This window comes from Corynebacterium sp. A21, from assembly GCF_052266655.1.
In the GTDB taxonomy this organism is placed as follows: domain Bacteria; phylum Actinomycetota; class Actinomycetes; order Mycobacteriales; family Mycobacteriaceae; genus Corynebacterium.
Map to the genome: position 1 here is coordinate 418229 of NZ_JBQPQY010000002.1, position 22711 is coordinate 440939.

Below are 22711 nucleotides of genomic sequence, written 5' to 3' on the forward strand. Positions count from 1 at the left end.
TTTTTTCGTGGCTACCGAAAAACTTGGGTGCCAGGGCCCGTCCGGGAGCGATCATGCAAACCGCCGAAGCGTTGTGAACCTTTTTGCATAATCGGCAGCCAAACCCCGCCCCGCCCCTCTATTCGCAGGCGACGCCGTCGTTGTCACGGTCCAGAGCAGAGCGGTAGCCTGGCTCCCCGCGGTAAATCGGGGCATAGCCGGCGGCGCGCACGGCAGTGCAATTCTTGAAGTAGGAGCCAGCAGGCGGGACCCTTCGCTGGTTAACCACCGGGGCGGGTGCCGGAGCCGGGGCAGGCCTATTGACTACCGGTGCCGGAGCAGGGGCAGGTACGGGAGCAGGCGCAGGCCTATTGACTACCGGTGCCGGAGTGGGGGCGGGTGCCGGAGCCGGGTTATGAACCACCGGAGCCGGCGAGGGAATAATGCCCGGCAGCGGATTGGCGATCAGTCGTTCCTGGACCGCCCAGGTGACACCGGCTCCCACTAAGCCAGCCACAGCGGCAATCGCTGCGACGCCGATGATGACGGCACCGATCTCCCCTTCGGAACCCACTGAGTCCTCAGTGTTCTCCGAGGATCCGGCGGAAGAACCAGAGCTGAGGGCAGCGGCATCCTCATCTTCATCTCCCAGATCACCTTCAGTGCTCTCGGAAGAGCCACTGGAGAGCTCGGCGCTCAACGAGGTTTCCGCAGGATTGCCACTATCCAGCTCCTGGGTCTGGGCCGCAGCGGGCACGACGGTGGAAATGATAACGGAGGCGGCCACAGTCAGGGCCAATAGAGTTTTACGCATGTGAAAATACTAAGCTAAAGCTGTGTTTATGCAATTTCAGCATTAGCCCCGGCCCCACCCGTCCCGGGGACCCCGCAGTAGTTTCCCGGCGGCGGGGCCCGGAACTACGTCACCAAAAGATCAGCGTGGAAACGTTCGGTGACATCAGGGTGCGAACGTATCCGTGACTTGAGGAAGTTTCGGCCCACGAGCTGATAGATCTCTTCGCCATCCATATCTTTACCCACCCCCGGAGCCTTCGCAGCCAGCTCTTCCGGCAGCTCTAGTTTAGGGAACGTGACCTCCAGGCTGGGGCCATAGAAGAAGGGAATGGAGTAACGGCTCTGTCCTGGCGCGGTGGGGAGCACCCGGTGAGGGGTGGTTCATGTCATCGGCCCCCACCTCAGTGCGCCAGGTGCCCATAAATCTCCCCCAGGTCCGCTTCCCCACCGGGCTCAACCATGACGAATTGTCCCATCATCCCCTGGTCCTCATGGAAGAGCATGTGGCAGTGGTACATATACGCCCATTCCGGATCCGGGAAGCTCCCGAAAGTCACGGCCAGCCTCACCGTGGCCCGCGGGGGCAGCGCGACCGTATCCTTGGGCCCGCTGGTGAAGATCGCGGCCTCGGTACCCCTCACCTCCAGCACATGAAAGGAGGCGTTGTGGATGTGGAAGTTGTGGATCCAGTCGGAGTTTTCGTTGATCACGGTCCAGACTTCAGGCCCATCGTGGTCAAGGGTCAGATCGACCCGGGTCATGTCCATCGTCTCGTCGTTGATCTCGAAGGTGTTGAGCCGGAACTCGCGTTCCGGCGCCCCGGCGAGATCCAGCGAAGACGTCTGGCCCAGCACGCCCGGCAAGGCCGCCACTGCCGGGGCTGAATCCTCCGGCCCAGTCAGGTGCAGCAGCTCAAACTGGTCACCCAGACCGAAGTCCAGGGCAAATTCATCCTCCGGCACCCCGAGATTATCCGGGAACTCGACGGTTTCTAGCATGACCTCCTCCCCTGGTTCCAGGTCCACCAGGATCTCCACCCGCTCACCGGGGCTCAGATAGACCCCCGCCACCTGCTTGAGTTGATCCAAGAGACCAGCATCCGAGGCCAGTACCTGGAAGGGGCGGCCATCAGAAAAGCGCAGATGGAAAAAGCGCATGGTGGAAGCGTCCAGGATCCGCAATCTCACCCGGCGCGTGGTGGCTTGGAAGGCGGCATTGGTGATCCCGTTGACGGTGGGCACCTCTCCCTTGAGCCCGAGATCTGGATCCTCAATCTCATCGAGAGTGCCGTCCTCATGGAAGTTGTGATCCATGAGGATCACGGGAATATCGTCCACGCCATAGTCAGCGGGCACCTCGAGTCCCTCACTGATCTCATCCTCGAGGTAGAACAGTCCCGCCAGTCCACGGTAGGCGTGCAGCCCGGTCAGACCATGGGGGTGCGGGTGATACCAGAGGGTGGCGGCGGGCTGATCCACCGTCCACTGCGGTGTCCAGGTCTGCCCTGGTTCGATGGGCTGGTGCGGCCCGCCATCCATCTTCGCGGGCAGTTTCATGCCGTGCCAGTGGATGGTGGTCATCTCATCGAGGCCATTGTGTACGTCCATGGATACCTGATCGCCGCGCCGGGCCCGCAGCGTCGGGCCAAGGTGGGCGCCGTTGAATCCCCAGGCAGGCGTGTCCACGTCTGGGAGGATGCGCGCATTGACGGCCCCGGCGTCGAGGCGGAAGGTGAGGCGGCCGTCGATAAGTTCCCCTTCCATCAGCGGCGGGATGGGCAACGGACGACGCTGGCCCTCATAGCCGCGGGGGGTGGGCGCACAGGCGGCCAGCGCCCCGCCGGCCAAGAGGAGTGCTGCCCCCCGGAAGAAGATTCGACGACTGAAGGCGATGCTCATACTTTCACTCTAGGTCGGGCTCAGCTGTGCGTGATAGCGCGCGGTGATCTCGGGATGGGCCCGTAGGCGGGACTTGAGCACGTTGATTCCGGTGACCCCGGTGATCTCCTGCCCGGCCATGTCCTTGGCGACGCCGCGGGCCTGGGCCGCCAGCTCCGGCACCAGGTCCAGGGTGGGAAAAACTTCATCGAGCCCGGAAGTGAAGAAGTACGGCAGCGATAAACGCGTGGTGCCGGGCGCGGGCGGGAGCACCCGATGCGGGGTGGCCACGAGATAGCCCCCGGTCGCCGCCTCCAGCAATTCGCCGGTATTGACCACGAAGAGCCCCGGGATTGTCTCAACATCGACCCACTCGCCCGCGCGCAGTACCTGCAGACCTCCGGACCCCGGCTCCGGCAGCAGCAGAGTGAGCACCCCGGAGTCCTTGTGGGCTCCCACGCCCTGGCCGGTCTCGGAGCCATCATGTCCCGGGTAACGGGCGATCTTCATCAGTGGGAAGGGCTCCCGGGAGACCTCCTCAAAGAAGTCGGGGGCCTGGCCGAGCGACTGCGCCCAGGCCGCCAGCAGCTGGCGGGAGACCTCGGTATTGCGCTCCAGCCACTCCTCCACCAGGCCACGTAACTCCGGCACCGCGGCGGGCCAGAGATTGGGGCCCTCCAGCACCTGCCAGGGCCGGTTGGCCAGATCATCGCTGCGGGGCTGGCGTTCCACGGCGAAATCGATCTGCTCCCGCCAATCCACCTTGCCCTGGGTCAGCTCATCGCCGATATGGGCGTAACCACGGTAGTGCGGGGAGTTGATATTGGAGATCTCCCGCTTGATCCCATCCGGCTGGGCGAAAAACCTCCGGGCGGCGGCGAAGAGATCCGCAGCCAGCGAGGTGGGGATACCGTGGTCGGCGAGATAAAAGAAGCCGACCTCATGGGTCACCTGGCGCAGCCGGGCCAGCTCGGTTGCCCGCTCAGGGCCTTCGATAAGCTTCTTCAGGGAGATAATCGGCAGGGTTGATTCGCTCATTCGGAGTCTCCTTATGCGGGTCCTGATTCGGGGTTCACCCCACAATTTAGAGCAGGCGCTCTGGAATTTTCCCCCTTAAATTCAACCAGCACAGGGAAGCCGAGACTTGAGTACAGCCGAGAAGTACCCGAATGAGGATCACAACGCCCGACGGTTCATCTGGTCCAATGGACTTCAGAATATCGGTGACCAGATCGTCGCCGCCAAGACCGTGCTGCCCTGGATGCTGCAGGCGGCTGGCGCCCCCGGATTCTTCATCGCCCTGTTGGTGCCGATTCGGGAGGCCGGGTCCATGCTCCCCCAGGCTGCGCTGACCCCCTGGGTGACCAGCACGCCCAATCGACGGCTGCTCTGGGTGTGGGGTTCGGTGGGCCAGGGCCTGGCGGCAGCATTGATCGGCGTGGCTGCGCTGACCCTCCGAGGCTGGGCGCTGGGGACGGCGGTGGTCGCGCTCCTGGCGGTGCTCGCCGTCTTCCGCGCCCTGTGCTCAATCACATCCAAGGACGTACAAGGCCGCACCATTCGCAAGGGCCGACGCGGAGAAATCACCGGCCGCGCCGCCGCACTGGGCGGCGGAGTGACACTGGTGGTGGGTATCGCCCTGGCGCTCTTACCCGGCGCGGCCCCATCCTGGTTGATTGCCGCGCTGATCTTCGCCTCGGCGCTGGCCTGGTGTACGGCGGCGGGGATCTTCCACGGGATCAGGGAGCCGGACCGTGGAGAGCGGGTGACTGCGGGGTTGAACCAGAGTTGGTTCCGGGACTGTGTGACGCTGCTCAAGGGCGACCGCAACTTCCGGAATTTCGTCATCGTACGCTCGCTGATGCTGGTCAGCGCATTGTCCACCACCTTCATCGTCGCCCTGGCACAGGATCTCGGCCAGGATCTCAACGGCCTGGGCATCTTCCTCATCGCCTCCGGGCTGGCGGCCTTGGTGGGCGGTCGGATTTCCGGGATCTGGTCGGATGCCTCCGCCAAGGCAGTGATGTCGGTGGGTTCTGCACTCGCCTCCGTGATCCTGTTGCTCCTGGTGTCCAGCGCGCAGTGGGCCCCTGCCGCCCTGAACTACTGGGTACTGCCGCTGGGATTCTTCGCGGTGAACCTGGCGCACACCGCCATCCGGGTCGCCCGCAAGACCTATGTGGTGGATATGGCCGAGGGCGATCAGCGCACCCAATATGTCAGTGCCGCGAACTCACTGATGGGGTTGATTCTGCTGGGCATGGGCGCGGTCTCCGGCGTCATCGCGATGATCGGCCCCTCCGCTGCGCTGCTCTTCCTCGCGGTGGTGGGATTGGTGGGCACCTTCGCCGCGGGACAGATGAAGGATGTCTCCGGGGCTTGATGCTTTCCGGTGGACCGGCCGTGGCTACGGTTCGGCCACTCGGCGAAATCCGGACCACGGCGTAAAACTATAGGGGCACAGCCCCACCCGGGCCGGACCCCCGCGTTCCGGACGCCCCTGATCCACGAGATGATTCCATGACTATTCTGCTCATGCTCACCGGACTTTTGCTGGCCACGGTCCTGGTGACCGCCCTAGGTGACCGCACCGGGCTCCCCTGGCCCGCCTTATTGACGCTGCTCGCCGCGGGCGGTGCCCTCATCCCCTTCACCCCGGACCTCAACATCCCGGCAGAGATAATCCTGCCGATCTTCCTGCCGCCATTGTTGTGGGCGCTGGCACGTAAGACCTCCTGGGCGGTCATCCGTTCCCAGTTCGCCACCATCGCCTCCCTGTCCGTGCTACTGGTCTTCGTCACCATCGCGGTACTGGCGGGCACCACCTGGCTGCTCCTACCGGGCATCGGAATCTCGGCGGCGATCGTCCTGGCGGCGGCCCTGGCCCCGCCAGACCCGGTGGCCGTGGACGCCGTCGCTGAACCGGCCGGCATCCCGAAGCGCATCACCACCGTCCTCCAGACCGAGGGCCTGTTCAACGATGCCGCTTCCATCGTGACCTTCCACGTGGCGCTGGCAGCCCTGGTCGCCGGGTCCGAGCTCTCCTTCACCCAGGGGGCGATCGACTTCTTCATCTCCGTGATCGCGGCGATCGTCATCGGTCTGCTCGCGGGCCGCCTCGCCGCATGGTTCACCGACCACGTCGCCAGCATCGAGGCCCGAAACGCCCTGACCTGGGTGCTGCCTTTCGCGATCTACGCCCTCGCCGAAGAGGTCGGCGGATCCGGGGTCATCGCCATCGTGATCGCGGCCGTCGAAATGAATTCCCGCGCTTCCATCGGCGCCGAGGACCGACTCTCCGGACACGCCTTCTGGGGCACCGTGGAGATGCTCTTCACCGGTGTGGCCTTCGGCCTGATCGGACTGAATGTCCGGGCCGCCATCGAAGAAGTCGGCGGCCAACTCTGGCACGCCGTCTGGATCGGTGCCGTCCTATCCGTGGTCTGCATCCTGGTGCGCTTCATCTGGCTGTTTTTCGCTTACAAGGCCAACCGCCGCAAGGTGGACCGGCACGGCGCCTCACCAGGCATGAAGGCCCCGCTTCGGCTGCAGGAGGTACTCCTGATGACCTGGGCCGGGATGCGTGGCCTGGTGACCCTGGCTCTGGTGCTCTCCATCCCGAAGGACCTCTTCCCCTTCCACCACGAGCTGACCGTCATCGCCCTGGTGGTCCTGCTGCTGACCATGGTGATCCCGGGACTGACTCTGCCCTGGCTGGTCAGCAGACTCGATCTGGACAGCGGCCCCGACGCCGCGGGCGACCAGGCCCGCGAAGATCTCTCGCACCGCGCCCGCCACGCCGCCTACGACCATCTGCTCCAGCATGCCTCGCTTCCGGAGGAGTCCATCGAGAACATCCGCAACTGGATCAGCAATGAGATGGAAGCAGAGGCGGAGCAGACCAAGAACATCAAGAAGCTACGCACCGAAGCCCGGCGCGCCCGGACCGAAGCTCTCCACGCCGCCCAGCAAGAGCTGCTTCAGGCCCGGCGCGAACGTGGTATCAACCCGGCATATGTCGATGAAATGCTGGTCACGGTCGACCGGATGCTCATGGCCGCCGAACGCTGAGTCTTATCGGTACCGACCCACGCAGGTCCTCCGCCGCAATATTCCCCTCCGGGACCGGTGCGGACGATATGCTTATGCGGTACCTGTCCGGGAGATCTTCTCCCTGGCACGCGTCCCCTAACGCCAAAAGGAACAATTTAAACGTGAGTACTTCCACCAATCCCAGCGCCATTGTCGTCCTGGCTGCCGGTGCCGGCACCCGTATGAAGTCTGATATCCAGAAGACCCTGCACGAGATCGGTGGGCGAAGCCTTCTCTCTCATAGTCTGCACGCCGCCGCAGGTGTTTCCCCGGAACACATCGTCGCAGTGATCGGGCATAAGCGAGACCAGGTCGGGCCAGCGGTGACTGCCGTCGCCGAGGAACTGAAACGCGAGGTACTCACCGCCATCCAGGATGAGCAGAACGGCACCGGCCACGCCGTGCAGTGCGGCCTCGAGCCGATCCTCGATTTCGAGGGCACCATCATCGTCACCAATGCCGATGTTCCGCTGCTTCGCCCGGAGACCCTGAACCAGCTCCTGGCGGCACACGTCAAGGTCCCCACCGCCGTGACCGTGCTGACCATGCGTCTGGCGGACCCGAGCGGCTACGGCCGTATCGTCCGCGATCAGGAGGGCGAGGTCACCGCCATCGTCGAGCAGAAGGACGCCACCGCGGAGCAGCACGCGATCAACGAGGTCAACTCCGGTGTCTTCGCCTTCGACGCCGCGGTGCTGCGCGACGCCCTGGGCAAGCTGGACTCCAACAACGCCCAGGGTGAGCTCTACCTGACCGATGTGCTCAGCATCGCCCGCGATGGCGGCCACCCGGTCCGCGCCCACACCGCCGATGATGCCTCCGAGCTGGCCGGCGTGAACAACCGCGTGCAGCTGGCCGAGGCCGGCCGTGAGCTCAACCGCCGCACCGTCGAGGCCGCCATGCTCGGTGGTGCGACCATCATCGATCCGGAGTCCACCTGGATCGGTGTCAATGTCCGCGTCGGCAAGGATGTGGTCATCCATCCCGGCACCCAGCTCTGGGGCACCACCTCCATCGCCGATAACGCCCAGATCGGACCGGATTCCACCCTGACCGACATGACCATCGGCACCGGCGCCAGTGTTATCCGTACCCATGGTGAGCGTTCCGTGATCGGCGCGGATGCCACCGTCGGTCCCTTCACCTATATCCGTCCTAATACCGTCCTCGGTGAGGGCGGAAAGCTCGGCGGTTTCGTTGAGGCCAAGAATGCCACCATCGGCCGGGGCTCCAAGGTGCCGCACCTGTCCTATATCGGAGATGCCACCGTCGGTGAGGAATCCAACATCGGCGCCTCCTCGGTCTTCGTCAACTACGACGGCGTGAGCAAGCACCACACCACCATCGGCAGCCACGTCCGAACCGGGTCAGACACCATGTTCATTGCTCCGGTGACCGTAGGTGATGGCGCGTATTCCGGGGCAGGTACAGTAATCAAGGAGGATGTCCCCCCGGGCGCTCTCGTCGTCTCCGGTGGCCACCAGCGCAACATCGAAGGTTGGGTCGAGAGGAAGCGTCCGGGAACCCCCGCCGCAGAGGCTGCAGCACGCGCCCGCGCGAATTCTTCTGTCACCAACCAGGAAGGCTAAGCTGACGATTATGACAGCTCACTGGAAGCAAAACCACAAGAACATGATGTTTTTCTCGGGTCGGGCACACCCCGAACTGGGAGAGGCTGTGGCGCGGGAACTGGGAATCGACGTGACTCCCACCACCGCTCGGGATTTTGCCAACGGCGAGATCTTCGTCCGTTTCGAGGAGTCTGTCCGTGGCTCCGATTGCTTCATTCTTCAGTCCCACACTCAGCCGCTGAACAAGTGGCTGATGGAACAGCTGATCATGATCGACGCTCTCAAGCGTGGCTCCGCCAAGCGCATCACCGCGATCCTGCCTTTCTACCCCTACGCCCGGCAGGACAAGAAGCACCGCGGCCGCGAGCCGATCTCCGCCCGCCTGGTCGCCGACCTGCTGCTGGCCGCCGGTGCGGACCGCCTGGTCTCAGTGGATCTGCACACCGACCAGATCCAGGGCTTCTTCGACGGCCCCGTCGATCACATGCACGCCATGCCGATCCTGACGGACTACATCGTCGGGAAGTACAACCTGGATAACATCTGTGTGGTCTCCCCCGATGCCGGCCGGGTGAAGGTCGCCGAGAAGTGGGCCAATACGTTGGGTGATGCCCCGCTGGCCTTCATCCACAAGTCCCGCAGTGTGGACGTGGCCAATGAGGTCACCGCCAACCGCGTCGTCGGTGACGTCGAGGGCAAGGACTGTGTCCTGCTCGATGACATGATCGACACCGGTGGAACCATCGCCGGCGCCTGCCGCGTACTCAAGGAGGCCGGTGCCCGTTCCGTGGTCATCGCCTGCACCCACGGTGTGTTCTCCGACCCGGCACGCCAGCGCCTGCAGGACTGCGGTGCCGAGGAAGTCATCACCACCGACACCCTGCCGCAGAACACCGAGGGCTGGGAGAACCTGACCGTTCTCTCCATCGCCCCCCTGCTGGCCCGCACCATCAGTGAGATCTTCGAGAACGGTTCCGTGACCACCCTCTTCGAGGGCGAAGCCTAAACTTTTCAGATCTGATCAAGACCCTCTTCCCGGCTGAGTTTCATCCGGGAAGGGGGTCTTCTTTCTGCCCGGGACACATCATGTGAAATTCCTGATCAGTGGCTTATCTCACCCTCCCTGGCCGGCGCATCAGGCGTATCCTGGAGGGTGACGGCGCGGATAAAAGCGCAGGTCAACAGAGGTTTGAAAGCATCATCCCGTGGAGAACCACGGAATGTTACGTTTGCCATGGCAACGTGGCAGAAGGGATTTTTCATGAACTCTTTCACCGATAAAGTAGCTCTCGTCACCGGTGCCGGCAGCGGCATCGGCGAGGCCATCGCCAAGGATCTGGCCGCCCAGGGTGCCAAGGTTATCGTCTCCGATATCAACCTCGAAGGCGCTGAGCGGGTGGTCACTGAGATCAAGGAGGCCGGCGGTGAAGCCAGCGCCTTCAAGCATGACGCCGCCAGCGCCGAGGATAACAAGGCTGTTGTCGACTTCGCCGTCGAGACCTACGGTGCCTTGCATTATGCCGTGAACAACGCCGGCATCGGTGGCACCGGTACCCCGCACGGCGAGATCGATATCGATGCCTGGGACCGGGTCATCAACATCAACCTCAATGGTGTGGCCTATGGCATGCGCTACCAGATCGAGCAGTTCCTCAAGCAGGATGATCCGGCCGGTACCGCAATCGTCAACATCGCCTCGATCCACGGCACCGTCGCCGCCCCGGACAACAGCGCCTACACCGCCGCCAAACATGGCGTGGTCGGCCTGACGAAGAACGCGGCCGTGGAGTACGGCCCGAAGGGGATCCGCATCAACGCGGTGGGCCCGGCCTACATTGAGACTCCGCTGCTCACGGACCTGCCGCAGGAATTCCTCGATGGTCTGATCGCCAAGCACCCGATTGGCCGCCTAGGAAAGCCGGAGGAGGTTGCGACCATCACCCGCTTCCTGCTCAGCGATGACGCTTCCTTCGTCACCGGCAGCTACCACCTGGTCGATGGCGGCTACACCGCCCTCTAAAGCTTCACCCTAAAGGGGGCGTGACTATGCTCAACAGCATGGTCACGCCCCCTTTTCACGCCCTCCTGGAAGCGCTTATCGACGTCGCGGACCCGGCACGCGCCCCGGGGATGAAGGCGTACATGCGGGATCAGTTCCCCTTCCTCGGCGTGAGTACCCCGGAGCGCCGCAAGGCGAGCCGGGGGCTGTTGCGCGGGCGTCGCAACGCCCCGGACTGGCAGTTCGTCGAGGACTGCTGGGCCGCGGAGGAACGCGAGTTTCAGTATGTGGCCTGTGACCACCTCTCCCAGGTTCCCCTGGAATTAGTGGACCTGCCCTGCCTGAAGGACCTGGTGATCCGGAAGTCTTGGTGGGACACCGTCGATGCCCTGGTCAAGAGCATCGGGCGGGCCGGTGATGCCGCCTCAATGCGCGCCTGGGCGGTCGATGCGAACTTCTGGGTGCGGCGGGTGGCGATCCTCCACCAACTCGGGCGCGGGGCAAACACCGACACGGTGTTATTGACGGAGATCATCCTCGCGAACCTGGGCTCCAAAGAATTCTTCATCAACAAGGCCATCGGCTGGGCGCTACGCGACTACGCCCGCCAGAACCCGGAGTGGGTGCGGGGATTCCTCGCTGAGCAGGAGGCACAGCTGGCCCCGTTGAGTCGGCGGGAAGCGGCAAAGCATCTGAAGGTCTGAGGAAACACCCTTATCACCGGTAGCCGGTATCGGTGGGAACGTTCCGTATTGGTCCGCGACGCGATGTGTGGTGGTTGGAGCGATCACGCCTCCTGATTAGCTGGTCAGCGGCTCATCGTTGGCGAGGATCAGCTGGCGTTGCGGTAGAGAACACGGGGAAGCGCCCAACAGGCTCGGACAGCGGGTTTGTTGGTGCTACCGGAAGGGCCCTGTCACAGTGCTGTTGCAAAGTCGGGACAGAGATGGAGACTCCCACCTTTGCAACAGCACCCGCACAACCCCCCTGTCAGGGGGCCGGATCGTGCAGGTACATAGCGGCTCGGGTTAACTGATGCGGGGATCCTGACCGTACTGCCGCAGCACACCGAGGTGCTCGCGCAGCGTAGAACCCTGGTAATCGCGGTGGTACAGACCGCGCTTCTGCAGGATCGGGACGACCTCGTCGACGAAATCGTCCGCGATCGCATACGTGGGCTGCTGGAGCCAGAAGCCATCGGCGATCCCGGCCTCGAACGCGCCCTGCAGGTAGTCGGCGATGGCCTCGGGAGGCCCAACCGGGCTAGGGGCGTAGTCGATGACACCGTGAGCCAAAATCTCGCGCGGAGTCCAGCCCTGGCGCGCGATGTCGAGGGCACGGGCCGAGCGGGGATCACCCGGGTTCGCCCGTGCATTCTCAAGCTGCGAGGCGCTCAAAGGCTGGTCTGCCTGCGACGCATCCAGGCTCAGACCGAGCATCATCCCCAGCATCGGCACCCGCTGCGGCGCGAGGTGCTCGTCCATCTGCATGCGCTTGCCGATCGCTTCCGCCACGGTGTTGCCCATGATGGGCATGAACCCCGTGAAGTATTTCAGCTCATCCGCGTCGCGACCAGCCTGGCGTGCGGCGGATCGGTACATCTCCCGCTCCTGGCGAGTGGTTGCGAAATCATAGGTCGACGAGCCCACCGCGACGCTGGCGTAGCGGCCGGCAATACCCATTCCATACTCGCCGCCCCCAGCGGAGGCGATGACCGGCTGCCCCTGTTCCGAGGGCGGGATGGCCAGTGGCCCGCGAGAGGCGACGTGCTTGCCACCCAGGTTGATCGGCTGGATCTGGTCCGTATCCAGGAACTGGCCGGTCTCGACATTGGCGACCCAGGCATCCTCTCCCCAGCTGCCCCAAAGCGCCTGCACGACTTGGATCATCTCGTGGGCGCGCTCATAGCGCTCCTCACGTGGCCGGACCTGCTCGCCGAAGTTGGCCACGGCAATCGGGGAACCCGTAGTAACGGCGTTCCAGCCCATGCGTCCGCGGCTGAGCACATCGAGCGTCTTGAACTGTCGTGCCAGGTTATAGGGCTCGTTGTAGGTCGTTGACCCAGTGGCGATAAAACCAACGTGCGTGGTTTCGTGCGCGAGGACCGAGAGCGTGACAATCGGTTCGAGCGTGGACACGGGGGCCGTTGTCCCCATGTCATCGGTGGTACCCGGAAAATCCGGGGCGAATAGGAACGCGAACTTCCCGCGCTCGGCAGCCCGCGCCAACTTCACCTGAGCCTCAATATTGGTGAAGTCGCTCGTGTCCGTCTCCGGAGAGCGCCATGCCTGTCCCTGGACACCGTAGCCGTTGGCCAGGGTGGCGCTGAGAAGCATTGTTTTCTGACTCATGGATGGTCCTTTGTTGTTGTGGCGTGGCCGTGGCTGCTGCGCACGCGGGTAGCCTACGAGACGACTCGGAGAGTGTCTCCGTTTATTGTGTCACGATATAGAGACTGGCTCCGCCTATCAACTCGGAGGGTCGGATCACCGTGACCACCTCCGCCACTAGCCGTTGGGCCAGGTCCGATGCGGTCCGGAATCGGGCGCACATTCTTCAGCGTCGCCGAGGAGCGGTTCGCAGGCCCCGATGTCCGCGCAGGCGCGCCCTAGCAGTCCTTCCTTAGGTGGGTGCTGATCGCCGGATCGGGCACAGGAGTTGATTGCCTTCGTCTTTAGTGAGTTCTCGGGAGGGGTACGCGCTGGACCATGGACGTCTCCTTGGCGCCGGATTAGATCCGGTCTTCTCGGATTGCTCCCCGGGTTCCTGGATCGTCAATCATTAACCATGTACGGCGAAGAGAAACCCCGTAGGTCAAAAGACCCACGGGGTAATCATTCACAGCCGCGACACTAGGTAACTGCAACCGGGACTGGTTCGGAGTGCTGGACTTCCCCGGCGACGTTGTACTTACTTTTCTCCACTGCGATGACGCAGACTGCAGTGACGATGCAGAGGAAGACGAAGTAGAGGGCGATGTTATAGGCACCCCACCCATTGTCCAGGGAGACCAATAACGTTGCGAGCATGGGAGCGATACCGGCGCCGAGGATGGATCCGACCTGGTAGGAGACCGAGACACCGGTATAGCGATCCTGCGGCGCATATTTATCGGAGAGAAAAGCTCCGACCGGGCCGTAGATGCTGGCCTGGATGATCGGGTTGCCCACGATGAAACCCAGCCCGATCAACCAGACATTGCCGGAGGTGAACATCATGAACATCGGGAACACCAGCGAGATGGAGATAACGACACCCATCAGCATGATGCGGCGGCGGCCGAAACGATCCGAGAGCATGGCAAAGAATGGAATGGCGAAGATGTGGAGGAAGGCGGAGAAGGTCAGCAGCACCAGTGCTTCTTGACGCTCCATCGCTCCGGACTGCACCACGAAGGGGACCACGAAGACGGCGAGCAATGCCTGCATGAACAGCGGAGCAGCGATGGCCAGGGAGGCAAATACCGTCTGTTTCGGATAGACGGTGAAGATCCGCTTGAGCGGCACACCGGTGCTGGTGGCACCAGCCTTACGGGCAGCCTCAAACTCAGGGGACTCCGTCAGGCTGTAGCGCATATACAGGCCGATGAGCACCAAGACCGCGGAAAGAAGGAAAGGCACGCGCCAACCCCAGGAGAGGAACTGCTCCTCTGGAAGACCAGCGAACAGCGCCAATACCAAAGTGGAGAGCACCGCACCCGCAGGAGCACCCGCGACAGCAATGGAAGCGGCGAAGCCACGGGAACCTGCCTTGGCGTGCTCCGCCGCCATGAGGGTGGCACCGGCCCACTCACCACCGACGGCCACACCCTGGATCACGCGCAGGGTGACCAGCATGATTGGTGCAGCGATACCGATGGTGGCATACCCCGGCAGCAGACCAATGGCGACGGACACCACGCCCATGACCATCAGCGTTATGAAGAGAACATTCTTCCGACCGAATTTGTCACCGAAGTGGCCAAAGAGCAGGCCACCCACCGGCCGGGAGAGATAGCCGGCGAAAAGGATGACGTAGGAGAGGATCATGCCCGCGAAGGGGTCAATCGAATCATCGAAGAACACATACGGGAAGACCAAGCCTGCAGCGGCGCCGTAGAGCAGGAAGTCATAGTACTCGACCGCAGATCCGAGGAAGCTCGAGATCAGGACTTTCCGACGCTGATTATCAGTCGGCTGAGTCACCGTCACTCCCCCACTAGATGGGACTTCATTGATGGCTGTTGTCATGGGGCACTCCTCATGAGTGTCAGTAACGCTGATCACATCGATCGGGACGGGTCTGATTCCATCCCACTGAGGGCTGAGTAACAACCTGCGTTCCACTGGGCGGGACACTTCATCTTTAGTGCGCTCAGACAACTTAGTTAGCACTTAGGCCATGCCTGATAATTGCAGAAAGCGCACTACCGGATCATTAATGCGGTGTCGCACTTTCCCCTTCTCCCCGATAAACAATGAGGGACCGGACCCCCGCCTGGTGTCCACCCGCGCGCCGGTGTCCAGACCCGCCTGATCGCGATCGCCGTCACGGTCATGTTCATCTTCTCCACCTTGGCGATCACCATCTCCCGGAGACCGCGCGCCCTAGGCAAACCGGGCCCGCCGTGACACCTGCCGCTGCGGCGAAAATCACGACCCCACCAACGCTTTCCTAGTGTCCTGTGCCACGTAGCGGAACAAAACTCCCCCAAAGTCACGCCCCTGAACGATACTTGATCCCATCACAGCGGACCCTCGACCCAGAAGGAAGCAATCTATGCCCTCCATTATTGAAACCGATGTCCTGATCGCCGGTACCGGTCCCACCGGTCTGGTCCTTGCGAACCTGCTGGGGGCCCGTGGCATCAACGTCACCCTCATCGAGAAGCGTGCCGAGCTGATCGACTACCCGCGCGGGGTCGGCCTGGATGACGAGTCCTACCGCACCATCCAGGCGATGGGCCTGATCGAGCAGGTTGAGCCCTACACACTGCCCCACCATGTCATGCGCATCGTCAACGGCAGGGGCGAGGTCCTCATGACCAACGCCCCACAGGGCGAGCCCTTCGGCTTCCCCCGTAAGTTCGGCTTCATTCAGCCCCTGGTGGACCGCGCTGTCTATGAGGGACTGGCCCGTTACCCCAACGTCCAGGTCATCTTCGGCCGAGAACTCGCCGGGCTAGAGGATCACGGCGAGGGTGTCACCGTCAATCTGAACCACGTCACCGGGGAAGAGGGCGAAAACGCCACCGGCGATACCACCGTCGTCAACGCCCGCTTCATGGTCGGCTGCGAGGGGGGCCGCTCCTTCACCCGTAAGTGGATGGGCGTGGATTTCGAAGGAGTCTCCCCCTCCACCCGCTGGGTGGTCATCGATGTCCGCAATGATCCGCTGGGGATCCCGAATGTCTACCTCGGCGCCGACCCGGCCCGCCCCTACGTCTCCATTGGGCTGCCGCACGGGGTCCGCCGGTTTGAATTCCTGCTCTTCGATGATGAGCCGAATGAGCGCGTTGAGGACAACGCCTTTGTCACTTCCCTGCTCCACGAGCACCTGCCGGAGGGAATCGAGCTCGACATCATCCGCCGCCGCGTATTCACCCACCACGGCCGCGTCGCCTCCAATTTCCACCAGGGCAATGTGCTGATCGCCGGTGACGCCGCCCACCTGATGCCGGTGTGGATGGGACAGGGCTTCAACTCCGGGGTCCGCGATGCCACTAACCTCGCATGGAAGCTCGACGCCGTGATCAAGGGGAAGGCGGACGCGACCCTGCTGGACACCTACAGCCAGGAACGCCTGGATCACGCTAAGGCGATGGTCGATCTCTCCCTCACCTTGGGAAATCTGATCAAGCCCACTGACAGGAAGATCGCCTTCGGCCGAGATGTACTGGCGCGGGTGGCCAACCTCTCCCCGCAGGTGAGAGAGTACTTCTCCGATATGCGCTTTAAGCCGATGCCGCGCTATAGCCGAGGTGTGGTCGTCGACCAGGAGACCCTGTCCGCCGGCACCGCCAAGCCCAAGATCTCCGGGTCACGGGTACCCAAGTTGATCCCGCTGCGTAATGCACTGCGCAAGGATTCCACCGTCGGCACCCAGTTCATCCAGCCCCGCGTCACCTTCAAAGACGAGCAGGTACTGCTTGACGACGCCCTGGGCAACGGTTTCGCGATCCTGTCCTGGGGCATGGATCCGGCGAACCTCCTCAGCGAGGAGGCCCGTGCCGGGCTGGCCGCCCAGGGAGTGCAGTTGCTCTGTGCGGTCTCCCCGAACCAGGTCGACTGGGCAGCGCAGCAGTGCGCCGCCACCGGCACCCGCGTGGTGCTCGATGACTCCGGCGCCCTGAAGAACTGGTTCGACAAGGTCAGCGTCGGCACCGTCGTCATCCGCCCGGACCGCTTCATTGCCGCAGCCTGTCTCAACGGCAATCTGCCCCGGGCGATCAAGGCGGTATATCAGGCAGCCAGCCTGAAGGATGACTACGCCGCCACCTCCGCCGCCTCCGCCAAGGCCGGTCTCAAGGCTGTCAAGGTCGGCTAAGCGCTTTCCTCAGCAGGAGCCGGCACCACCTACCTTGGAGGTAGATGGTGCCGGTTTCTGGTGTTGTACGGTTCCGCAGAAGGTACTGCCACCCCCCCCCGCAGAGCGTGAAACCTCGACCCAGAAAGCCAGCGCCCCTCCCCGGAAGAAGATTCCGGAGAGGGGCGCTGGTTCCGAGCTGGGCTCAGCTTAGATCCGGGTGGCCAGCCAGGACATGATCACCTGGTTGAACTCGGTGGAACGCTCCACCTGGGACCAGTGGCCGCACTGGCTGAAGATGTGGGCGTCAGCGTTCGGGATGATGTTGAGGATGTCCCAGGTGCGCTGCACCGGGATCACCACGTCCTGGACGCCGTGAATCAACAGCACCGGAAGGTCCAGCTTCGCCAGCACCTCGAAGTCCAGCGGTAGCTCATTGCGGTCGCGGTCGCGGGCAGCCACGACCTCCTGGAGACGGTCCGAAGCGGTGTCATTGAGGGCGGATGCAAAGCGCACCTTGACCAATTCATCGGTGATCAGGGACTTGTCGGTGACAAAGAGCTCGAGGGTCTGGCGGACCCCCTCCTCGGTCAGGGTCGGGTTGGAGTGGCCCTTGAGCGCCCCGGTCAGCTTGGCACCGCCGGTACCCATGGAGATGACGCCGAGCAGACGATCCGGGAAGTCAATGGCAAATTGGAGGGCCAGCCAGCCACCGAGGGAGTTGCCAACGATCCAGGTCTTCTCGATGCCGAGGGCATCAAGCACGCGGACAGCGTGGCGGACCCACTCACGGATGCCGTACTCGGTGCCCTCAGCGACGACGGTCTGGCCGTAGCCGATGGAGTCGATGGCGATGCAGCGGCCGAGTTCAGAGATCTCCGGAAGGTTCAGCCACCAGTTGGCGGCGGCGGTCACACCGGTGCCGGAACCGTGGAGAAAGAGGATCGGGGCGCCTTCGCCGAGCTCGTGATAGTGGGTGAGCTCTCCCGGTGCGGTCTCGAGCCACTTGTCCTCGAGGTTGAAGAAGGAATCGGTCTGGTAATCAGGGATCTGGGCGGTAGTCATGCCTTTGACTGTATTTCACCCCATCCCGGTGCTGGGGTTGTGTTCCACACAACGGCACAGGTTTACTGAGAGAAGCATTACTCCAGCACCGAAGGAATGACAACGATATGACCGTGCCAGATTCACGCAGCTCAGTGGACAAGGCTTTTAGTCTTCTCCGGGCATTCACCCCGGAAGATGCCGCCGGTGTCGGGGTCAGTGAGCTCGCCCGTCGCGCGGATCTCTCCAAATCAACCGCTCACCGTCTGCTGGGTGCCCTGGTGCAGAACAACGCGGTTCAACGGGCCGGTGAGGTCTACCGTCTCGGTACGCTTTTCACCGACCTGACCAAGGAGGAGACCACTCGGCATGGCGAGCTGGTCTCGGAGGTGCTCACCCCCTTCCTGGCTGCGCTGTTCGAGCGCAGCCGCAACACCGTGCACCTGGGTTACCTCATCGGTACCGATGTCTCCTACGCCAACAAGCTCTTCTCGGTCCGGGGCGTGTCGACGCCCTCCCGGATCGGTGGCCGGGTGCCCGGCTATGCCACCGGGGTGGGCAAGGCGATCATGGCCTATGACGAGAACAGTATTGAGGCAGCGATTCGCCGAGGGTTATCGAAGTGGACGCCCAGTACCATTGATGATCCCGAAGAGTTTCGTCGGGTGCTGGCCGAGGTACGCCAGGATGGTGTGGCCTATGACCGGGAGGAGATCTCGCTGGGCTTGAGCTGTGTCGCCGCGCCGATCTTCGGCCGGGGCCCGGTACCGGTGGCCGCGATGTCGATCTCGGGCCCCACCGACAGTTTCCAGCCCGAGGATCACATCCCCAACCTCAAGCGGATCTGCGCTGCCGCCTCCAAGGCCTATTTGGCGGCCAACCCGGATAGCTCGGAATAGGAAAGAGAGGCACCCCGGGTTCGGTGTAGTTGAACCCGGGGTGCCTTCCTCAGGCGGCTGCTAGCCGACGAGGGTGATCTGCTGCTTCTGCAGTTCCACCGCGACATCGATAAGCATGTCCTCCTGCCCCCCGACATAACCACGACGACCGATCTCCCGCAGCAGATCCTGCGCCGGGACACCATAACGCTCCGAGGCACGCTCCGCATGGAAGAGGAAAGAGTTATAGACCCCCATCTGACCCTGCACAATGGACCCGCGATCCATCATCGGCAACCGATCCACCATCGGCTTGAGCACGTCTTCCGCCGCGTTCTGCAACGCCGTGACATCCACCTTCCCGATATCGATCCCCAACCGATCAAAGACCGTGGCCAACACCTCCAGCGGAGCATTACCCGCCCCAGCACCCAGGCCATAAAGCGTGCCATCAATCTGCGTCGCACCATTGCGCACCGCCAACAACGAGTTGGCCACCCCGAAGCTCAGGTTCTGATGCCCGTGGAAGCCGACCTCAGCATCATCCCCGATCTCCTCGACCACAGCCTTGACCCGGTCACCGGCATCCTCCATGATCAGATACCCCGAGGAATCAACCACAAAGACACACTGACACCCAGCATCGACCATGATCCGGGCCTGCTTAGCCAACTCCGCCGGCTCCAGCCGGTGCGAAAGCATGAGGAAACCACCGGTCTCCAACCCCAACTCCCGGGCGGCCTGGAAATGCTGGATGGACACATCAGCCTCAGAACAATGGGTGGCGATACGCACCACCGCCGCACCACGTTCCTTGGCTTCCTTCAGATCGGCGATGGTGCCCACCCCGGGCAGCAGCAACGCCGCGATCTTGGCATGTTTAGCCTCATCCACGGCCGCCTCAATCAGATCAAGCTCATTGACGCGGGAGAAACCGTAATTGAAGGTCGACCCACCCAGGCCATCGCCGTGGGTGACCTCGAGCATGCCCACCCCGGCATCATCAAGGGCGCGAACAACCTTACGGACCTGCGCGGTGGTGTACTGGTGGCGCACGGCATGGGAGCCATCGCGCAGGGTGGTGTCATTGAGACGGATCGTGGTCATGATAGTTTCCCCTAATTGTTTCTTAGCTGACGCGAACGGCCAGCAGCTCGGCGTACTTATCGGCGGTGGCCACAGCGGCCGAGGTGATGATGTCAAGGTTTCCGGCGTAGTCCGGTAGATAATCCGCCGCCCCCTTGACCTCGATGAGGACGGTCACCCGGGCCCAACCGTTCCAGTTCTCGCTGGCTTCGTCGAACTGCGGCTCCGCGGTCAGGTGATAGCCGGGCACATAGGCCTGGACCTCTTCCACGCGCGTTTCGATGGCGGCCTTGATACAGTCCTGCAGCTGGCCGGGGACACCGGCTGCGGCGGGCAGGGCGCAGTAGACGGTATTACGCATCAGCATGGGCGGTTCGACCGGGTTGAGGACCAGGACGACCTTGCCCTTCTTCGCGCCCCCGAGCTCCTGCAACGCGTTTTGGGTGGTCTCGATGAACTCATCGATATTGGCGCGGGTGCCCGGGCCGGCGGACTTCGAGGCGATCGAGGAGACCACCTCGGCGTACTCGACCTCCACCACAGAGGACACCGCGTTGACGATCGGGGTGGTGGCCTGGCCGCCACAGGTGATCATGTTGACGTTGTCCACGTCCTTGAGGTCCTCGAGATTAACCGAAGGACACAGGTAGGGGCCCACGGCGGCCGGGGTCAGATCGATCGCTCGGATCCCGGCGGCGCGGTACTTCGGGGCGTTGGCGGTGTGCGCCTTAGCGGAGGTGGCCTCGAAGACCAGGTCCGGGAGCGGGTCTTGTTGGACCAGCCAGTCCACGCCTTCGGCGGAGACCGTCAGCCCGAGATCAGCGGCCCGTTTGAGGCCGTCGGAGGCGGGGTCCACGCCGACCATGTAGATCGGTTCGATGTGTTCGGAGTTGTTGAGGAGTTTGATCAGTAGATCGGTGCCGATATTACCGGGGCCGACGATCGCCGCGGTGAGTTTCTGGGACATGGGAGGATCCTGTTCTATGGGTGATAGCTGTGGGACTGAAGTGGCAGGGAGGTATCAGATGAACGCCGCGGAGAGCGTGCCGTAGGGGCCGTAGTCGATCTCGACGCGCTGTCCGGCGATCACCGGGGCGGCCCCACAGAAGCTTCCGGTGAGGATGATGTCCCCCGCTTTCAAGGGCACCCCCTGCTCACCGAGCACCCCGGCGAGCCACTGCAACGGAAGCAATGGGTGCCCCATCACATCGGCACCGGTGCCGGTGCCGGCGAGCTCACCGTCGATGGTCATGGTCGCGCTGACCTGGGGGAGGTCCTCGGTGTTCACCTCGATGGGGGTGTGATCCAGGATGATCGCCCCGCAGGAGGCGTTGTCGGCGACGGTGTCCACCAGCTTGATGTCCCAGTCGCGGACCCGGGAATCAATGATCTCGATCACCAGATGGGTGCTGGCCACAGCGGCGGCCACCTCCGCGAAAGAGGCGTCTGCAGTGAGATCGGCACCGAGGATGAAAGCCAGTTCCGGCTCCACCTTCGGGGCGATGAACTGGTCGACCTTGATCTCCGCCCCGTCGGGGTAGATCAGGTCTTCGGTGAAGAAACCGAAGTCCGGGCTATCCACGCCGAGCTGGCGTTGCATGGCCAGGGAGGTCAGTCCGATCTTCCTTCCGACCACCTTGCGGCCTGCCGCCACGAAGGCATCTTCCTGGAGCTGCTGGATCCGGTAGGCGCCAGCCAGGTCCAGGTGTTCAATGGTGGTGCGCGGCGGCGCGATGGGCTCGCCGGAGGCATAGGCCGACAGGAAGTCATCGGCCACGGACTGCAGTGCGGTGGTGTCGCTGAGGGTCATTGATTCTGCTCCTTATTCTGCGGGTGAGCTGGGACTATTGGGCTGACATCAGGCCGAAGCCGGCGACGAATTCCGGAATCGGGCGATAGAACTCATAGTTGACGGTGAACTCCCCGTTGGCCTGGGCCAGTGCAGCGAAGCCGGCGACCCAGGTGCGGACCTCGTGGGAGGAGTGCCCGGCAGCCGCATCCATCTGATCGGCGGTGTAGGAATCAAAGACGGTCGCCCCCTGAGCTGACGCAGTGCAATCAGCCATGAACTGCTTGTCCCACTCTGGATTGATATCGATGATCCCGGTACTGGTGCTGGCCTTTCGGCCGGCCGCGACCACACGCGCCTCACGGGCATCGCGATCAGCCTGGTCCGGGTGACCGTGGAGCATGAAATCCTTCTGCGGCTCAGTGGCGGTGGCCCAACGGGGCAGCGGCGGATCATGGGAGAGCCCACCCGAGGCGATCAACAGCACCCGCTCCTCGCGGCCCTTGGCCCATTCCCCGACGGCCTCGCCCAGCTGACGGATGCGCTCCATCGGGGCGAAGGGACGGGCCACTCCATTGACGAAGATCGGGATGACCGGCTTGGCCTCGAGACCGCCGAGCAGAATCTCCAGCGGCTGGGCGCCACCGTGGTCGATGACCATTTCCCGGGAGATAGCAACATCAAGGCCGCGGTCAATGACGTACTGAGCCAGATCCTCAGAGAGTTCCACTGGCACGTTCAACGGGCCAGCTGTGGTCTTGTAATCGCCCATGGACTCCGCGGCATAACCGATGCAGTACTGCGGCAGCAGGTCATAGAAGAAACCGTTGAAATGGTCCGGGGTGAAGATGATGACCAGGTCAGGGTCAAAGGCCTCCACCTCTCGACGGGCAGCGTCGAAGGCCTCGTTCAGGGCGGCATCGACATCAGGCTGCGGGTCGTTGATCCCCAGCAGCGGGCTGTGGGACATGGCGAGCAGGGAAACACTCATTGATGGACTCCTCGGATTCGGTCTCTGGACTGACACTGGATCACCTTGAGTGACCGTCTACACACCGCAGAGTCTATGGAACCCCAATCACAAAAGCCCAGAGCCG

The 22711-nt window shown here is 63.2% G+C and carries 18 protein-coding genes; 8 read left to right on the forward strand and 10 right to left on the reverse strand.

Going from position 1 to position 22711, the window contains the following annotated elements; genetic code table 11:
* Positions 1–118: 118 nt before the first annotated feature.
* The 3 genes from ACTU46_RS06110 to ACTU46_RS06120 all read right to left on the reverse strand — a co-directional run bounded on the left by ACTU46_RS06110 (position 119) and on the right by ACTU46_RS06120 (position 3689).
* Complete coding sequence (locus tag ACTU46_RS06110) at positions 119–793, reverse strand: excalibur calcium-binding domain-containing protein (protein WP_443380342.1); 675 nt, start codon at positions 791–793, stop codon at positions 119–121.
* Between the two features lie 382 nt (positions 794–1175).
* Complete coding sequence (locus ACTU46_RS06115; protein ID WP_443380343.1) at positions 1176–2672, reverse strand: multicopper oxidase family protein; 1497 nt, start codon at positions 2670–2672, stop codon at positions 1176–1178.
* A 9-nt stretch (positions 2673–2681) separates the two neighbouring features.
* Entirely contained in the window at positions 2682–3689 is a 1008-nt protein-coding gene (locus tag ACTU46_RS06120; protein ID WP_443380344.1) for an isopenicillin N synthase family dioxygenase, read from the reverse strand.
* Between the two features lie 106 nt (positions 3690–3795).
* Between ACTU46_RS06120 and ACTU46_RS06125 the strand changes: the two genes are divergently transcribed.
* The 6 genes from ACTU46_RS06125 (at position 3796) to ACTU46_RS06150 (ending at position 11017) form a co-directional block, all read left to right on the forward strand.
* Positions 3796–5034, forward strand: coding sequence for an MFS transporter (locus tag ACTU46_RS06125; protein ID WP_443380345.1), 1239 nt, complete (start codon positions 3796–3798; stop codon positions 5032–5034).
* A 137-nt stretch (positions 5035–5171) separates the two neighbouring features.
* Positions 5172–6722, forward strand: coding sequence for a cation:proton antiporter (locus tag ACTU46_RS06130; RefSeq protein ID WP_443380346.1), 1551 nt, complete (start codon positions 5172–5174; stop codon positions 6720–6722).
* 143 nt (positions 6723–6865) lie between these two features.
* Positions 6866–8332 carry a bifunctional UDP-N-acetylglucosamine diphosphorylase/glucosamine-1-phosphate N-acetyltransferase GlmU gene (gene glmU / locus ACTU46_RS06135; RefSeq protein ID WP_443380347.1) on the forward strand — a complete coding sequence of 489 codons (1467 nt, stop codon included), beginning with the start codon at positions 6866–6868 and terminating at the stop codon, positions 8330–8332.
* Positions 8333–8342: 10 nt separating this feature from the next.
* On the forward strand, positions 8343–9320 hold the full coding sequence (locus ACTU46_RS06140) for a ribose-phosphate diphosphokinase (protein ID WP_443380348.1): 978 nt from the start codon (positions 8343–8345) through the stop codon (positions 9318–9320).
* 255 nt (positions 9321–9575) lie between these two features.
* Entirely contained in the window at positions 9576–10334 is a 759-nt protein-coding gene (locus ACTU46_RS06145) for an SDR family NAD(P)-dependent oxidoreductase (protein ID WP_443380349.1), read from the forward strand.
* 38 nt (positions 10335–10372) lie between these two features.
* The gene (locus tag ACTU46_RS06150) at positions 10373–11017 is read left to right on the forward strand and encodes a DNA alkylation repair protein (RefSeq protein WP_443380350.1); all 645 of its coding nucleotides are present in this window, start codon (positions 10373–10375) and stop codon (positions 11015–11017) included.
* Between the two features lie 324 nt (positions 11018–11341).
* On the opposite strand, the gene ACTU46_RS06155 is transcribed toward ACTU46_RS06150, so the two are convergent.
* Together ACTU46_RS06155 and ACTU46_RS06160 are read right to left on the reverse strand one after the other, a co-directional pair.
* The gene (locus ACTU46_RS06155) at positions 11342–12664 is read right to left on the reverse strand and encodes an NtaA/DmoA family FMN-dependent monooxygenase (protein WP_443380351.1); all 1323 of its coding nucleotides are present in this window, start codon (positions 12662–12664) and stop codon (positions 11342–11344) included.
* Between the two features lie 501 nt (positions 12665–13165).
* Entirely contained in the window at positions 13166–14542 is a 1377-nt protein-coding gene (locus ACTU46_RS06160; protein ID WP_443380352.1) for an MFS transporter, read from the reverse strand.
* 529 nt (positions 14543–15071) lie between these two features.
* Between ACTU46_RS06160 and mhpA the strand changes: the two genes are divergently transcribed.
* Entirely contained in the window at positions 15072–16838 is a 1767-nt protein-coding gene (gene mhpA / locus ACTU46_RS06165; RefSeq protein WP_443380353.1) for a bifunctional 3-(3-hydroxy-phenyl)propionate/3-hydroxycinnamic acid hydroxylase MhpA, read from the forward strand.
* A gap of 189 nt (positions 16839–17027) precedes the next feature.
* Here the strand turns inward: mhpA and ACTU46_RS06170 are convergent, their stop codons facing one another.
* Complete coding sequence (locus tag ACTU46_RS06170; protein ID WP_443380354.1) at positions 17028–17882, reverse strand: alpha/beta fold hydrolase; 855 nt, start codon at positions 17880–17882, stop codon at positions 17028–17030.
* Positions 17883–17989: 107 nt separating this feature from the next.
* On the opposite strand from ACTU46_RS06170, the gene ACTU46_RS06175 reads away from it, so the two are divergent.
* Positions 17990–18760 (forward strand): IclR family transcriptional regulator, encoded by a 771-nt coding sequence (locus tag ACTU46_RS06175; protein ID WP_443380355.1) that lies wholly within the window; start codon positions 17990–17992, stop codon positions 18758–18760.
* A 60-nt stretch (positions 18761–18820) separates the two neighbouring features.
* On the opposite strand, the gene dmpG is transcribed toward ACTU46_RS06175, so the two are convergent.
* Genes dmpG through ACTU46_RS06195 form a run of 4 tightly spaced genes read right to left on the reverse strand, consistent with a single transcriptional unit; the run spans position 18821 to position 22605 of the window.
* On the reverse strand, positions 18821–19846 hold the full coding sequence (gene dmpG / locus ACTU46_RS06180; RefSeq protein ID WP_443380356.1) for a 4-hydroxy-2-oxovalerate aldolase: 1026 nt from the start codon (positions 19844–19846) through the stop codon (positions 18821–18823).
* Between the two features lie 22 nt (positions 19847–19868).
* Entirely contained in the window at positions 19869–20792 is a 924-nt protein-coding gene (locus tag ACTU46_RS06185) for an acetaldehyde dehydrogenase (acetylating) (RefSeq protein ID WP_443380357.1), read from the reverse strand.
* A 54-nt stretch (positions 20793–20846) separates the two neighbouring features.
* A complete protein-coding gene (locus ACTU46_RS06190; RefSeq protein ID WP_443380358.1) occupies positions 20847–21635 on the reverse strand; it encodes a 2-keto-4-pentenoate hydratase in 789 nt (262 codons plus the stop codon).
* 34 nt (positions 21636–21669) lie between these two features.
* Positions 21670–22605 (reverse strand): 3-carboxyethylcatechol 2,3-dioxygenase, encoded by a 936-nt coding sequence (locus tag ACTU46_RS06195; RefSeq protein ID WP_443380359.1) that lies wholly within the window; start codon positions 22603–22605, stop codon positions 21670–21672.
* Positions 22606–22711: the final 106 nt, after the last annotated feature.

Excerpts from the sequence above, each read along its gene's own strand:
- ACTU46_RS06110 (WP_443380342.1), bottom strand. The coding sequence starts at position 793 with ATGCGTAAAACTCTATTGGCCCTGACTGTGGCCGCCTCCGTTATCATT.
- ACTU46_RS06115 (WP_443380343.1), bottom strand. The coding sequence starts at position 2,672 with ATGAGCATCGCCTTCAGTCGTCGAATCTTCTTCCGGGGGGCAGCACTC.
- ACTU46_RS06120 (WP_443380344.1), bottom strand. The coding sequence starts at position 3,689 with ATGAGCGAATCAACCCTGCCGATTATCTCCCTGAAGAAGCTTATCGAA.
- ACTU46_RS06130 (WP_443380346.1), top strand. The coding sequence starts at position 5,172 with ATGACTATTCTGCTCATGCTCACCGGACTTTTGCTGGCCACGGTCCTG.
- ACTU46_RS06140 (WP_443380348.1), top strand. The coding sequence starts at position 8,343 with ATGACAGCTCACTGGAAGCAAAACCACAAGAACATGATGTTTTTCTCG.
- ACTU46_RS06145 (WP_443380349.1), top strand. The coding sequence starts at position 9,576 with ATGAACTCTTTCACCGATAAAGTAGCTCTCGTCACCGGTGCCGGCAGC.
- ACTU46_RS06150 (WP_443380350.1), top strand. The coding sequence starts at position 10,373 with ATGGTCACGCCCCCTTTTCACGCCCTCCTGGAAGCGCTTATCGACGTC.
- ACTU46_RS06155 (WP_443380351.1), bottom strand. The coding sequence starts at position 12,664 with ATGAGTCAGAAAACAATGCTTCTCAGCGCCACCCTGGCCAACGGCTAC.
- ACTU46_RS06160 (WP_443380352.1), bottom strand. The coding sequence starts at position 14,542 with ATGACAACAGCCATCAATGAAGTCCCATCTAGTGGGGGAGTGACGGTG.
- mhpA (WP_443380353.1), top strand. The coding sequence starts at position 15,072 with ATGCCCTCCATTATTGAAACCGATGTCCTGATCGCCGGTACCGGTCCC.
- ACTU46_RS06170 (WP_443380354.1), bottom strand. The coding sequence starts at position 17,882 with ATGACTACCGCCCAGATCCCTGATTACCAGACCGATTCCTTCTTCAAC.
- ACTU46_RS06175 (WP_443380355.1), top strand. The coding sequence starts at position 17,990 with ATGACCGTGCCAGATTCACGCAGCTCAGTGGACAAGGCTTTTAGTCTT.
- dmpG (WP_443380356.1), bottom strand. The coding sequence starts at position 19,846 with ATGACCACGATCCGTCTCAATGACACCACCCTGCGCGATGGCTCCCAT.
- ACTU46_RS06185 (WP_443380357.1), bottom strand. The coding sequence starts at position 20,792 with ATGTCCCAGAAACTCACCGCGGCGATCGTCGGCCCCGGTAATATCGGC.
- ACTU46_RS06190 (WP_443380358.1), bottom strand. The coding sequence starts at position 21,635 with ATGACCCTCAGCGACACCACCGCACTGCAGTCCGTGGCCGATGACTTC.
- ACTU46_RS06195 (WP_443380359.1), bottom strand. The coding sequence starts at position 22,605 with ATGAGTGTTTCCCTGCTCGCCATGTCCCACAGCCCGCTGCTGGGGATC.